8 protein-coding genes and 1 riboswitch are annotated in these 15,007 nt (G+C 39.7%); of the genes, 6 read left to right on the top strand and 2 right to left on the bottom strand.

Going from position 1 to position 15,007, the window contains the following annotated elements:
- Positions 1 to 44: 44 nt before the first annotated feature.
- The 3 genes from AC6UDC_RS02500 (at position 45) to rpoC (ending at position 10,108) form a co-directional block, all read left to right on the top strand.
- A complete protein-coding gene (locus AC6UDC_RS02500) occupies positions 45 to 2,543 on the top strand; it encodes an ATP-dependent Clp protease ATP-binding subunit (protein WP_500693536.1) in 2,499 nt (832 codons plus the stop codon).
- Positions 2,544 to 2,801: 258 nt separating this feature from the next.
- On the top strand, positions 2,802 to 6,440 hold the full coding sequence (gene rpoB / locus AC6UDC_RS02505) for a DNA-directed RNA polymerase subunit beta (RefSeq protein ID WP_500695232.1): 3,639 nt from the start codon (positions 2,802 to 2,804) through the stop codon (positions 6,438 to 6,440).
- 17 nt (positions 6,441 to 6,457) lie between these two features.
- Complete coding sequence (rpoC, locus tag AC6UDC_RS02510; RefSeq protein WP_500693538.1) at positions 6,458 to 10,108, top strand: DNA-directed RNA polymerase subunit beta'; 3,651 nt, start codon at positions 6,458 to 6,460, stop codon at positions 10,106 to 10,108.
- Positions 10,109 to 10,165: 57 nt separating this feature from the next.
- Here rpoC and AC6UDC_RS02515 read toward each other — a convergent pair whose 3' ends face one another.
- Both AC6UDC_RS02515 and AC6UDC_RS02520 read right to left on the bottom strand, forming a co-directional pair.
- Positions 10,166 to 10,741, bottom strand: a complete 576-nt coding sequence (locus AC6UDC_RS02515) for a xanthine phosphoribosyltransferase (protein WP_500721141.1) — start codon at positions 10,739 to 10,741, stop codon at positions 10,166 to 10,168.
- 40 nt (positions 10,742 to 10,781) lie between these two features.
- Positions 10,782 to 10,877: riboswitch (purine riboswitch) on the bottom strand.
- A gap of 21 nt (positions 10,878 to 10,898) precedes the next feature.
- Complete coding sequence (locus AC6UDC_RS02520; protein WP_500721143.1) at positions 10,899 to 11,561, bottom strand: prepilin peptidase; 663 nt, start codon at positions 11,559 to 11,561, stop codon at positions 10,899 to 10,901.
- A 183-nt stretch (positions 11,562 to 11,744) separates the two neighbouring features.
- Here AC6UDC_RS02520 and rpsL point away from each other — a divergent pair, with 183 nt between their 5' ends.
- The 3 genes from rpsL to fusA all read left to right on the top strand — a co-directional run bounded on the left by rpsL (position 11,745) and on the right by fusA (position 14,866).
- Positions 11,745 to 12,158, top strand: a complete 414-nt coding sequence (gene rpsL, locus AC6UDC_RS02525; RefSeq protein ID WP_010022704.1) for a 30S ribosomal protein S12 — start codon at positions 11,745 to 11,747, stop codon at positions 12,156 to 12,158.
- A 36-nt stretch (positions 12,159 to 12,194) separates the two neighbouring features.
- The gene (gene rpsG, locus AC6UDC_RS02530) at positions 12,195 to 12,665 is read left to right on the top strand and encodes a 30S ribosomal protein S7 (RefSeq protein WP_500693541.1); all 471 of its coding nucleotides are present in this window, start codon (positions 12,195 to 12,197) and stop codon (positions 12,663 to 12,665) included.
- Positions 12,666 to 12,760: 95 nt separating this feature from the next.
- Entirely contained in the window at positions 12,761 to 14,866 is a 2,106-nt protein-coding gene (gene fusA / locus AC6UDC_RS02535; RefSeq protein ID WP_500693542.1) for an elongation factor G, read from the top strand.
- Positions 14,867 to 15,007: the final 141 nt, after the last annotated feature.

Raw genomic sequence — 15,007 nt, forward strand, 5'->3', positions numbered from 1 at the left:
GATTATGGATTATGATTTAAAGAGAAATGAAGGGAGATTTGCATATGCATAATTTATTTACCCCTAGTGCAAAAAACGTTTTGGTAATTGCCCAAGAACAAGCTAAGAGTTTCCAGCACCAAGCTGTTGGAACCGAACACATGTTACTGGCACTTACCATTGAGAAGAATGGGATTGCTTATCAAACTCTCCAACAACTTGCCGTCAGCGAGGCGGACGTTAGAGAAGAAATTGAGCAGTTGGCTGGATACGGTAATTTAAAGGTCGATGGAAACACGTATCTGCCGTATTCTCCAAAGATGAAAGAAATTTTAGCTTTAGCTGGAAAGATTGCCAAGCAGTATGGATCAACTAAAGTGGGTACTGAGCACATTTTGCTAGCTTTAACTAGTGATGATGCGATGCTCTCTTCAAGAATTTTGACTAACTTGGGAGTTAGCCCAGAACAAGTTCGAAAAGTAACGATCCGAAAGATGGGGGTTGCAGATACTAATATGGCTTCTGAAAATAATTCGAATGGTGAGTCAGAACAAAGTGAAACTCCAACTTTAGATTCACTGGCACGTGATTTGACTAAAGCTGCTCGAGATAATCAGCTCGATCCAGTGGTTGGACGCACCGCTGAAGTTCGTCGTGTCATCCAGGTTTTAAGCCGAAGAACTAAAAATAATCCAGTTTTAATTGGTGAACCCGGTGTTGGTAAGACTGCCATTGCTGAAGGTTTAGCGGAAAAAATTGTGAATAAATCTGTTCCTGCGGATATGCAAAATAAGCGGGTAATGGAATTAGACATGGGATCACTGGTTGCTGGCACTAAGTATCGTGGCCAATTTGAAGATCGTTTAAAGAAGGTCTTAAAGGAAGTCGAAGATAGTGGCAATGTCATTCTCTTTATTGATGAGTTGCATACCTTGATTGGTGCTGGTGGAACTGAGGGATCAGTTGATGCTTCAAATATTTTAAAGCCATCTCTTGCTCGTGGTCAGGTTCAAGTTATTGGTGCTACTACCTTAGATGAATATCAGAAGTACATTGAATCTGATGAAGCATTAGAACGTCGTTTTGCAACGGTTGAAGTTGAAGAACCAAGTAAGGATGAATCACGTAAGATTCTTAAGGGATTACGTCCCAAATACGAAGAACACCATCACGTTCAAATCACCGATGATGCCATTAATGCAGCCGTTGATTTATCTAGTCGTTACATTAGTGATCGTTACCTTCCTGACAAAGCAATTGACTTGATGGATGAAGGTGCAGCTAAAGTTAGACTGGATTCAACTGGAAAAGATGACAAGTTAGCAAGCGCTGAATCAAAACTTAGTTCCGTTAAAAATGATAAGGACAAAGCCATTGAGGAACAGCGCTTTGAAGATGCGGTTTCAATTCGTAAGCAAGAACAAAAGTTACAAAAAGAGATTGCTGATTTAACCCAAAAACAGCGCATTAAAGAAAATGACGCTAACAAGACCCATAATTATCAATTAAAAGAAAATGCTGAAGATATTGCTCAAATTGTTTCTGAATGGACCGGGATTCCCGTTACTCATTTGAAACAGTCTGACAAGAAGCGTTTGGTAAACTTGGAAAAGATTTTACACGAACGAGTTGTGGGACAAGATGAAGCTGTCTCAGCGGTTGCAAGAGCAATTCGTCGGGCACGAAGTGGACTTAAAGATCCCAATCGTCCCATTGGATCGTTCATGTTTCTTGGACCAACCGGAGTTGGTAAAACTGAACTTGCCAAGGATTTGGCAAAAGCAATGTTTGGCTCAGAAGATGACATGATCAGAGTTGACATGAGTGAATTCATGGAAAAATATTCGACTAGTCGAATGGTTGGGTCTGCCCCTGGTTACGTTGGCTATGATGAAGGTGGTCAACTTACCGAAAAAGTTCGAAAGCATCCCTACTCAGTTGTTCTACTTGATGAGGTTGAAAAGGCTCATCCTGACGTCTTTAACTTGCTACTTCAGGTTCTAGATGATGGGTACTTAACCGATGCCAAGGGCCGAAAGGTAGACTTTCGAAACACGGTTATCATTATGACTTCCAACATTGGTGCTACAGAGCTGCAATACAAGAACACCGTTGGATTTGCCGCTGAAAAATCGGGTAATGATGATAATTACGATGCTATGAAGGCCACGATTCAAGAACAGTTGAAGAAATTCTTTAAACCAGAATTCTTGAACCGAATTGATGATACGGTGATCTTCCATTCCTTGACTAAGTCAGAATTACACCGGATCGTTAAGTTAATGTCTCAAGAACTGATTGATCGTGCCAATGGATTAGGTTACAAAGTTAGAATGACTCCAGCTGCCATTGATTTAGTTGCTGAAGTTGGCTACAATCCAACCTATGGTGCTCGACCAATTCGAAGAGCTTTGCAGGATAAAGTTGAAGATCCATTGAGTGAAGACTTGCTAGCGGGCAAGTTCAAACCCGGTGATCAGATTACGATCGGTGCGCATAAAAACAAGATTACGATCAATAGACGTGAAGTTAAGAATCCCAAAGAAGAAATTCTAAGTAAATAACGTTAAAACTCTCAGTAAATTTTTACTGAGAGTTTTTGTGCATATTAATTGACTTTTACTTTGATTCTTTGTATTATATGTAGAGTATGCAACTGGGAATTGAAATGAGTCGTTGCGATCTATTGTCCGTGATGGCGTTTATAAGAACCAAAAGTAAGATTTAGATCTTATTTTTGGATTTTTTTTGCTCAAAAACCAGCAATATGGCTTTTTGTAACAAAAACGTAACATTTCTTTTTCGTGGAATTTTAGGGAGAGGTGAATAACTTGGCAGGACACATTGTAAAGTATGGAAAACACAGGACCCGTAGAAGTTATTCCAGAATTAAGAAGGTATTGGATCTTCCAAATTTGATTGAGATTCAAACAAATTCTTATAACTGGTTCTTAGACGAAGGTTTGCGTCAAATGTTTAAAGATATTATGCCAATTGAGGATTTTCAGGGAAAGCTTTCACTAGATTTCGTTGATTATAAACTATTGGAACCTAAGTACACGGTTGATGAAGCACGTGCTCATGAGGCAAATTATTCAGCCCCATTACACGTTACTCTCAAGTTAACCAACCATGAAACCGGTGAGATTAAGACTCAAGATGTTTTCTTTGGTGACTTTCCACTTATGACTGACCAAGGAACTTTCATCATTAACGGTGCAGAGCGTGTTATCGTTTCTCAATTAGTGCGATCACCAGGTGTTTATTACCATAAAGATCTCGACAAAAATGGTCGTGAAATTTACAGTTCAACTGTGATCCCCAACCGTGGTGCTTGGATGGAATTTGAAACTGATGCGAAGAATATTTCATACGTTCGAATTGATCGTACTAGAAAGATTCCTTTGACTGAATTAGTTCGTGCCCTTGGTTTTGGATCAGATGATGAAATTACTGAGATTTTTGGAAATACTAATGATAGTCTCTCACTTACCCTTGAAAAAGACGTTCATAAAGATGCCGATGATTCTCGTGTTGAGGAATCATTAAAGGATATTTACGAACGCTTGCGTCCGGGTGAACCAAAGACAGCTGAGTCAGCAAGAAACTTGTTAACCCAAAGATTCTTTGATCCAAAACGTTACGACATGGCACCAGTTGGTCGTTACAAGACAAACCAAAAACTGAGCATGAAGACTCGTTTAATGGGATTAGCTTTGGCCGAAACCCTTGCTGACCCAGATACTGGTGAAATCATCGCTAACAAAGGTGATGTGATTGACAAAGAATTGATGGAAAAGTTGAAGCCGTACTTGGCTAACAAAGATTTTAAGGCTTACACCTTTAATCCTTCCGATCAAGCTGTCGTAACTGATCCAGTTACTGTTCAAGTAATTAAAGTATATTCAAATACAGATCCAGACAAAGTCGTTCCTGTAATTGGTAATGACAATATTGATCTGGACTATAAACACATTACCCCAGCGGACATCTTGGCTGAAATCAATTACTTCTTGGATCTTCAAGAGGGAATTGGATCTGTTGATGATATTGACCACTTGGGGAACCGTCGTGTTCGATCAGTTGGTGAATTACTTCAAAACCAATTCCGAATTGGTCTTTCACGGATGGAACGAGTTGTTAGAGAAAGAATGTCCATTCAGGATGCTTCAACGGTAACGCCACAACAACTAATTAATATTAGACCAGTGGTGGCCTCTGTTAAAGAATTCTTTGGTTCATCACAGCTTTCACAATTCATGGATCAAACGAACCCGTTAGGTGAATTGACCCATAAACGTCGATTATCTGCTTTAGGACCTGGTGGTATTACTAGAGACCGTGCTGGATATGAAGTTCGTGATGTTAACTACACTCACTATGGTCGAATTTGTCCAATTGAAACTCCCGAAGGTCCTAACATTGGATTGATTAACTCACTTTCAAGTTATGCTCGGGTTAACAAGTATGGATTTATCGAAACCCCATACCGTCGTGTTGATTGGACTACTCATAAGGTTACCGACAAGATTGATTACCTAACTGCTAATGATGAAGATAAATACGTGATTGCGCAGGCGAACTCTCCATTAAATGAAGACGCAACCTTTCAAGACGATCAAGTTATGGCACGTGATAAGTCCCAATACGTTGAAACTAATTCAAAGAACGTTGACTACATGGACGTTTCACCAAAGCAAGTTGTTGCGGTGGCAACGGCATGTATTCCGTTCCTAGAAAATGATGACTCAAACCGGGCCCTAATGGGTGCTAACATGCAGCGTCAGGCTGTTCCTTTGATCAGACCACACGCACCACTTGTGGGAACTGGGATGGAATATCAAGCTGCTCATGATTCTGGAGTTGCTAAGATTGCTAAGTATCCTGGAACCGTTGAATATGTTGATGCAAGAGAAATTCGGGTAAGACGTGATAATGGCACTTTAGATACGTACAAATTGATGAAATTTATGCGTTCTAACGGTGGTAAAAACTATAACCAAACTCCAATTGTAAAAATTGGAGATCATGTTGATGCCGATGAAATTATCGCTGATGGCCCAGCAATGGAAAATGGTGAATTGGCCTTAGGTCAAAACCCAACCGTTGCCTTTATGACATGGCAGGGTTATAACTTTGAAGATGCCATTGCCATTTCCGAACGACTAGTTAAAGATGATGCTTACACTTCAATTCATATTGAAGAGTATGAGTCAGAAACTAGAGATACCAAACTGGGACCTGAAGAAATGACTAGAGAAATTCCTAACGTTGGTGAAGATGCACTAAAGGATCTTGACGAAGATGGAATTATTAGAGTCGGTGCCGAAGTTCATGACAACGATATTTTGGTTGGTAAGGTAACCCCTAAGGGTGTTACTGAATTATCTTCTGAAGAGCGACTACTTCACGCTATCTTTGGTGAAAAGGCTCGAGAAGTTCGTGACACGTCACTTCGAGTACCTCATGGTGCCGGTGGAATTGTTCAAGACGTTAAAGTCTTTACTAGGGAAAACGGCGATGAATTAAAGCCCGGTGTAAACAAGATGGTTCGAGTTTACATTGCCCAGAAACGTAAACTTCAAGTTGGAGATAAGATGGCTGGAAAACATGGTAATAAAGGTACTGTTTCCGTCATTATTCCTGAAGAAGACATGCCATATATGCCAGATGGTACCCCAATCGACATCTTATTGAGCCCCATGGGTGTTCCATCACGGATGAACATTGGACAGGTGCTTGAATTGCATCTTGGAATGGCTGCTAAGAAGCTTGGAATTCACGTTGCCACCCCAGTCTTTGATGGTGCTCGTAGTGAAGATATTACCGACGCTTTAAAGGAAGCTGGTATGCCAGCTGATGGTAAGACGGTTCTGTATGATGGTAGAACCGGTGAACCATTTGACAAACGAATTGCTGTTGGAGTTATGGGTTACTTGAAACTTAACCATATGGCTGAAGACAAGATTCATGCAAGAGCCATTGGACCTTACTCACTAGTTACGCAACAACCACTTGGTGGTAAAGCTCAGTTTGGTGGACAGCGTTTTGGTGAAATGGAAGTTTGGGCTCTTGAAGCTTATGGTGCCGCACACACCCTCCAAGAAATCTTGACTTACAAGTCAGATGATGTTGTCGGACGGGTTAAGACCTACGAAGCAATTGTCAAAGGTGATCCAATTCCTAAACCAGGTGTTCCTGAGTCATTCCGAGTATTAGTTAAAGAATTACAAGCATTGGGACTGGACATGAAGGTTCTCGATGCCGAAAACAAACAAATTGATTTGCGTGACATGGACGATGACGAAGACGTTGTTAACGTGAACGCATTGAGTAAGTTTGCTCAAAAACAAGATGATAAAAATGAGAAGGATAAAGAAAAGAAAGATGAAAATGAGAAACAAACTCCAACTTCATCTGATGCCGACTCAAAAAATGATACAAATGACGACAATAAATAATAAAGGAGGGTACGCCAATGGTTGATGTTAATAAATTCAAAAGTATGCAAATTGGTTTAGCTTCACCTGAGACCATTCGTAGTTGGTCATATGGAGAAGTTAAAAAACCAGAAACGATTAACTATCGAACTTTAAAGCCTGAAAAGGATGGATTGTTTGATGAAAGAATTTTTGGTCCAACTAAGGACTGGAAATGTGCCTGTGGAAAATACAAGGGTGTCAGATATAAGGGCATCGTTTGTGATCGCTGTGGTGTTGAAGTCACTCGTTCAAAAGTTAGACGTGAACGAATGGGACACATCGAATTAGCAGCTCCTGTAACCCACATTTGGTATTTCAAGGGAATCCCTAGTCGAATGGGACTAGTTCTTGACATGAGTCCACGGGCTCTTGAAGAAATCATCTACTTTGCTTCATACGTTGTTACCGATCCAGGTAACACACCAATGGAGAAGAAGCAGTTGCTTTCAGAACAAGAATACCGTGACAAAAAGCGTGAATACGGCAATCGTTTCCACGCTGAAATTGGTGCGGAAGCTATCAGAACTTTATTAAACGACGTTGACATCGATAAAGAAGTCAAAGAGTTAAAAGATACGCTTAAGAAAGCAACGGGACAAAAGCGAACTCGTGCAGTTCGTCGTCTAGATATTCTTGAGGCCTTTGCTACTTCTGGCAATCAGTTGTCATGGATGGTAATGGATGCAATTCCAGTTATGCCGCCTGACTTGCGACCAATGGTTCAACTTGAAGGTGGTCGTTTTGCTACTTCTGATTTAAATGATTTATATCGTCGGGTTATTAACCGAAATAACCGATTAAAACGATTGTTAGACCTGAACGCTCCTGGCATTATTGTTCAAAACGAAAAGAGAATGCTCCAGGAAGCTGTCGACGCTTTGATTGATAATGGTCGTCGTGGTCGTCCTGTTGCAGGACCTGGTAACCGTCCCCTTAAATCACTTTCTCACCTATTAAAGGGTAAACAAGGTCGATTCAGACAGAATTTGTTAGGTAAGCGTGTTGATTATTCTGGTCGTTCAGTTATTGACGTTGGTCCTAATTTAAAACTAAGTCAGATGGGGCTTCCAGTATCAATGGCATTGGAATTATTTAAACCCTTCATTATGCATGCGCTAGTAAAACGTGGTCTAGCTTCTAACATTAAAAACGCTAAACGTCAGATCGAACGTCAAGACGACGCTGTCTTTGAAGTTCTCCCTGATGTCATTAAGGAACATCCAGTTCTTTTGAACCGTGCTCCTACTTTGCATCGACTTGGAATTCAGGCTTTTGAACCAGTTTTGGTTAGTGGGAAATCAATGCGTTTGCATCCATTAGTTTGTGCTGCGTATAACGCTGACTTTGATGGTGACCAAATGGCCATTCACGTTCCACTATCTGATGAGGCTCAAGCTGAATCAAGATTATTGATGGCTGCTGCTGGACACATTTTGGCTCCTAAAGATGGTAAACCAGTTGTTACTCCTTCACAGGATATGGTTATTGGTAACTACTATTTAACCCTTGAAGAAGCAGGGGCTGAAGGTGAAGGAATGGTATTCAACGATCCTGATGAAGTTGAATTAGCTTACCGTGATGGAAAGGTTCATTGGCATACCAGAATTGGTATTCCAGCGAGCGCCTTCCCAGACAAACCGTTTACTGACGATCAAAAGGATAAGATTTTAGTAACGACGGTTGGAAAGGTTATTTTCAATGGGATTCTTCCAAAGAAATTTACCTATTTGAACGAACCAACTTCAACTAACTTGCACGGATACGTTCCTGATAAGTATTTCTTGAAGCCTGGTGAAGACATTCATGAACACTTGAAGAACGCTGAATTGGTTAAACCGTTTAAGAAGGGCTTTTTAAGTGACATCATTGCTGAAGTTTATAGTCAATACCAAGTTACTGAAACTTCAGAACTTCTTGATCGAATCAAAGATTTAGGTAATGATAAATCAACTAAGTCTGGTTTGACGGTTGGTATTTCTGACATTACTGATTTAAAGGAAAAGCCAGAAATTGTTGCTAACGCTCATAAGAAAGTTGATACCATCACTAAACAATTCCGTCGTGGTTTAATTACTAACCAAGAACGTTATGAACGAGTTGTTAGTGTTTGGAATGACGCCAAAGACGAAATTCAAAACAAATTAATGAAAAACTTCGATCCTCAGAACCCAATCTTTATGATGAGTGATTCTGGTGCTCGTGGTAACATTTCGAACTTTACTCAGTTAGCTGGGATGCGTGGTTTGATGGCTTCACCTAATGGTGAAATCATGGAACTTCCAATTACCTCTAACTTTAAAGAAGGACTTTCAGTCTTGGAAATGTTCATTTCAACCCACGGTGCTCGTAAGGGTATGACTGATACGGCACTTAAGACTGCTAACTCTGGTTACTTGACTCGTCGACTTGTTGATGTTGCCCAAGATGTCATTGTTAGAGAAGAAGACTGTGGAACTGACCGTGGTCTTGTTGTTCGTGCCATTACCGAAGGGGACGAAATGATCGAACCATTGTATGACCGAATCCTTGGTCGTAACGCAATGAAGACCGTTAAGAACCCTAAGACTGGTAAAGTGATTGTTAAAAAGAATGAAATGATCGATGAAGACGTTGCTCAAGAAATTGTGGACGCTGGAATTGATTCAGTTGAAATTCGTTCCGCCTTCACATGCAATACTGCTCATGGTGTTTGTGAGAAGTGTTATGGTCGAAACCTTGCTACTGGTGACGAAGTTGAGGTTGGTGAAGCTGTTGGTACCATTGCGGCCCAATCAATTGGTGAACCAGGTACTCAGTTAACTCTTCGTACTTTCCATACCGGTGGTGTTGCAAGTAGTTCAGATATTACCCAAGGACTTCCTCGTGTTCAGGAAATTATGGAAGCACGTAATCCTAAAGGTAAGGCAATCATCAGTGAAGTTACTGGTACGGTTGAATTAATTGAAGAAGATCCTGCTGAAGGTATCAAGGAAGTTACCATTAAAGGGAAGTCCGATACTCGTAAATATAAGGTTCCAATTAAGGCCCGAATGAAGGTTTCAGAAGGCGATCAGGTTCGTCGTGGTGATGCTTTGAACGAAGGTTCAATTGATCCTAAGGAATTGCTTAAAGTTCGAGATGTTTTGTCAACTGAAACTTACTTGTTAACTGCGGTTCAAGAAGTTTATAGAAGACAGGGTGTTGAAGTTAACGATAAGCATGCCGAGATCATGGTAAGACAGATGTTGCGTAAGGTTCGTGTTATGGACCCAGGTGACACTGACATCCTCCCTGGTACTTTGATGGATATTGATGATTTCAAGGATCGTAATAAGGATGCTGTGATTAGTGGTAAAACACCCGCAACGGCCCGTCCGGTATTACTTGGAATTACTAAGGCTGCACTTGAGACTAATAGTTTCTTGTCTGCTGCATCATTCCAGGAAACCACTCGTGTTCTTACTGATGCCGCAATTCGTGGTAAAGTTGATCCATTAGTTGGTTTGAAGGAAAATGTTATCATTGGTAAGTTATTACCTGCTGGTACTGGTGTTGGGAAATATGAAAACATTGAACCAGAAGAAGAGGGTAAGACTGATACCAAGGGTGTTACTTCATTAAGTGATGTCGAAAAAGAAATGCAACAAAAAGATTCAAGTAAAAACTAGTTATTAAACTAAAAAGGGAGTTCATCAATGATGAACTCCCTTTTTGATACATATTAATCAATCTTTTTTAAAACTTACTTCATTATTATCAAGGGATGAAATATGAGCAAGCGATTCTAAGTGGATTCCATGATCCTTGATCCACTTAGCGCCAGGTTGAAATGATTTTTCAATTACAATGCCGACTCCAACTAGATTGGCTTGAGCTGCTTCAACGATCTTAATCATCCCTTTAGTGGCTTCGCCGTTTGCTAAGAAATCATCAATGATTAAGACATTATCTTCAGGTGAGAGAAACTTTTTCTCAATAAAGATGCGATTAGTTTTTTGCTTGGTGTATGAGTATACATCAGCTGAATAGGCTGCATCGTTTAAAGTTGATGGCTTTTTCTTTCGAGCAAAAACCACGGGAACACCTAATACTAGGCCAGTCATAACGGCTGGGGCAATTCCAGATGATTCAACCGTGATTACCTTAGTAATGTTATCGTTTGAGAAACGTTTGACAAATTCTTTACCAACGGAGTACATCAGATTGGGATCAATTTGATGATTTAAAAACGAATTGACCTTTAAGATATTTCCAGGAAGAACCTGTCCTTTCTCCTTGATTGCTTTTTCTAATTCTTTCATAATAATATAATCTCCTATTCAAAAAGACCCTAACATAGAAGTTTGGGGTCTTTTTCCTAATAGTTTGGAATTATGGTTCCAAGTAGAGACTGTCGACCCATTACGACTATATATTAGAACTTTACTTATTACGTTAATCATAATTTAATTTTTAACTTTAAGCAAACCAAATTAATATAATTAGAGTGGCAATGTAAATGAATGGAATAAAAGCAATCGCACGTTTTTTAAATAAGATGGCATAAATGATCGCTATGATTGACCCGGTTAAAACTACTAGATTGGTAACCGTAATTCCGTATGCAATTAAAAGGATCAAGAATAGATCCAAATCCCCGTTGCCAATGAAATGGAAGTAATGATTTATTATTATCAATATTAAATATCCAATAATATAAATTCCAGTCATCTTTGTTGGAGGATTAGAAATTATAAGAGCTATCATTACTGCAATAAGTGAATATGCCGCAGGGAAATGGTAGGTTAACAAATCAAAAGCTGCCATAACCTGCATGACTAAAAGTAGCAATAAATTTTCGATGTTATCCAAACAAACAGGTGGAAATATGGTAAAAGCGGTGGCCCCGGTTACTTCAAAATACAGTAAATAAAGTGGTAATCGAGTTGAACATGTCCGACACCTTCCGAATTGAATCATGTAACTCACGATTGGAATGAGTTCGTACCATTTTAGAAACTTGCCACAGTTACTACACTTAGAATGACCGAAGACAAAGTTTTCGTGCGTAATGGTTCGATCAACCATAACGTTTATAAAAGATCCAACGATGCTCCCTACAATAAACCAATAAATTATCATCAACAAAACCTCCACCAAAAAGTACGGAAATTAATTGAAGTCTTATTGACACGTCTTTTTCTACGTGGTATTCTACTTATTGTGCTTATAAACAACTAAGCGATTTTTTTAACTTCAAAAAAGAACCGCCTGGATGTGTGGACTTAAAAATTATATTATATTAGGAAAGGGAGGACTTTTTAGATGCCTACAATTAACCAATTGGTTCGTAAAGGTCGTAAATCTAGAACTTCTAAATCAAAATCCCCAGCTTTAGGCTTCGGATATAACAGTTACAAAAAGAAAAACACACAGAACCCTGCACCTCAGAAACGTGGAGTTGCAACTCGTGTTGGTACTATGACTCCTAAAAAGCCTAACTCAGCTTTACGTAAGTATGCTCGTGTTAGACTTTCTAACTTGATTGAAGTTACCGCATACATTCCCGGAATTGGACACAATTTGCAAGAGCATAGTGTTGTTTTAATTCGTGGTGGACGTGTTAAGGATTTACCTGGTGTTAGATATCATGTTGTTCGTGGTGCATTAGATACTGCGGGTGTTAGTGATCGTCGTCAAGGTCGTTCTAAATACGGTACTAAAAAACCTAAGGAATAGACAATTAATTAAGTTATTATTGAGGAGGACTTTTACATGCCTAGAAAAGGAAAAGTGCAAAAGAGAGAAATCCTTCCTGATCCAATCTACAACTCAAAGTTGGTTTCTAAATTAATTAACCATTTGATGTTAGATGGTAAAAGAGGGACTGCATCAGAAATTTTATATGGTGCATTTGACATGATCAAAGAACAGACTGGTAACGATCCGGTTGATGTGTTTGAAGAAGCAATGAAGAATGTTATGCCAGTTCTTGAAGTTAAGGCCCGTCGTGTTGGTGGATCTAACTACCAAGTTCCAATTGAAGTTCGTCCTGATCGAAGAACTACTTTAGGCTTACGTTGGATTGTTAACTATGCAAGACTTCGTGGTGAACACACCATGACTGAACGTCTTGCAAAAGAAATCATCGATGCTTCAAATAACACCGGTGCAGCAGTTAAGAAGCGTGAGGATACTCACAAAATGGCCGAAGCTAACCGTGCCTTTGCGCATTATCGTTGGTAATCAGCTTTTAGTTTTTAACTGTAAGTGGGTGGCTAAAGCGATTTAGCCACTTTTTTAAAATAATGAAATTGTGAATGATTGAGAGGAGTTAAATAATGGCTAACAAGCGAGAATTTCCGTTAGACAAAACTCGTAATATTGGTATTGTTGCCCATATTGATGCCGGTAAAACTACTACTACTGAACGTATCTTGTACTATACCGGTCGTATCCACAAAATTGGTGAAACCCATGAAGGGGATTCACAAATGGACTGGATGGAAGAAGAAAAAGAACGTGGAATTACTATTACTTCAGCTGCTACCACTGCTGAATGGAAGGGTTACCGTGTTAACATCATTGATACCCCAGGACACGTTGATTTTACTGCCGAAGTTGAACGTTCATTACGTGTGCTAGATGGTGGTATTGTTGTTTTGGATGGTCAAGCCGGTGTTGAACCACAGACTGAAACCGTATGGCGTCAGTCATCAGACTTTGCTGTTCCACGAATTGTCTTCATTAATAAGATGGATAAAGTTGGTGCTGACTTTGATATGTCAGTTAAAAGTTTGCATGACCGTTTAGGTGCTAACGCCCAGGCCGTTCAGATGCCAATTGGTGCTGAAGCTGACTTTGCTGGTGTAATTGATTTAATTACCATGCAAGCCTATGTTTATGATGAAGATAAAGAAGGTTCAGAATGGGATGTTGATGAGATTCCAGCTGACATGCAAGAGGAAGCTCAAAAGCGTCATGATGCTTTGATTGAAGCCGTTGCAGACGTTGATGACGCCGTAATGGAGAAGTTCCTTGATGGTAAAGAAATTTCACAAGAAGATCTTAAAGCTGGAATTCGTCGTGCCACTTTGAATCTTGATTTCTACCCAGTCTTTGCTGGTTCAGCTTTCAAGAACAAGGGTGTTCAGATGTTGATGGATGGAGTGGTTGACTACTTACCATCACCACTTGATGTTCGTCCTTACACTGCTACTGACCCAGATGATGACGACAAACAAGTTGACATCCGTGCTAACGATAAGGAACCATTTGCTTCATTAGCATTTAAGATTGCTACCGATCCATACGTTGGTCGTTTAACTTATATCCGTGTCTATCGTGGTACCTTAAAGGCTGGTTCATACGTTTTGAATGCTACGAATGGCAAACGTGAACGTGTTGGTCGTTTACTACAAATGCACTCCAATAATCGTCAAGAAATCCCAGAAGTATTCTCAGGTGATATTGCAGCTGCAATTGGTTTGAAGAATACCACTACTGGTGATTCTTTAACCGATCCAGACCATCCATTACGTCTTGAATCAATGGAATTCCCAGAACCAGTTATCCAAGTTGCCGTTGAACCTAAGACTAAGGCTGATCAGGATAAGATGAATGATGCTTTGCAAAAGTTATCTGAAGAAGATCCAACTTTTAGAGCTGAAACTAATCCAGAAACTGGCCAAACTTTGATTGCCGGAATGGGTGAACTTCAGTTAAACATTTTGATTGAACGGATGAGACGTGAATTTAATGTTGAAGCTAACATTGGTGCTCCCCAAGTTGCCTACCGTGAAGCATTTACTAAACCAGTTAAGGCCGAAGGTAAGTTTATTCGTCAGTCTGGTGGTAAAGGTCAATATGGTGATGTTTGGATTGAATTTACACCAAATGACGAAGGAAAAGGATTCGAATTTGAAGACGCCATCGTTGGTGGAGTTGTTCCAAGAGAATTCATTCCTTCAGTTGAACAAGGTCTAAAAGAAGCCATGGAAAATGGTGTATTAGCCGGATATCCATTGATTGATTTGAAAGCTAAATTATATGATGGTAGTTATCATGAAGTCGATTCAAGTGAAGCTGCCTTTAAGATCGCTGCTTCCATTGCTTTGAGGGAAGCTGCTAAGAAGGCTGATCCAGTTATTCTTGAACCAATCATGAAAGTTGATATTCGTGTTCCAGAAGAATACATGGGTGACGTCATGGGACAAGTTACCGCACGACGTGGAAACGTTGAAGGTATGGAAGCTCAAGACAAGGCACAAAACATTCATGCAATGGTTCCACTATCAGAAATGTTTGGTTATGCTACCGATTTACGTTCTGCTTCTCAGGGACGTGGAACATTTGTTATGAGTTTTGATCATTACAGTGCTGTTCCTAAGAGCATCCAAGAAGACATCATTAAGAAAAATGGTGGAAATAGTAAAGAAGAAAAGTAATTTTTTGTAAAAGTTCTAGAAATTGAAAAAGTTTCTGGAACTTTTTTTATACTTAATGTGATGAGAAGCCTTGAAAAATAAGAGAATATCGGGTATGATAGTTAAGTACTCGGTTTTGGGGGGATAGACTGTCCAAAATTA

It is taken from the genome of Fructilactobacillus sp. X7R7C1 (assembly GCF_059901065.1).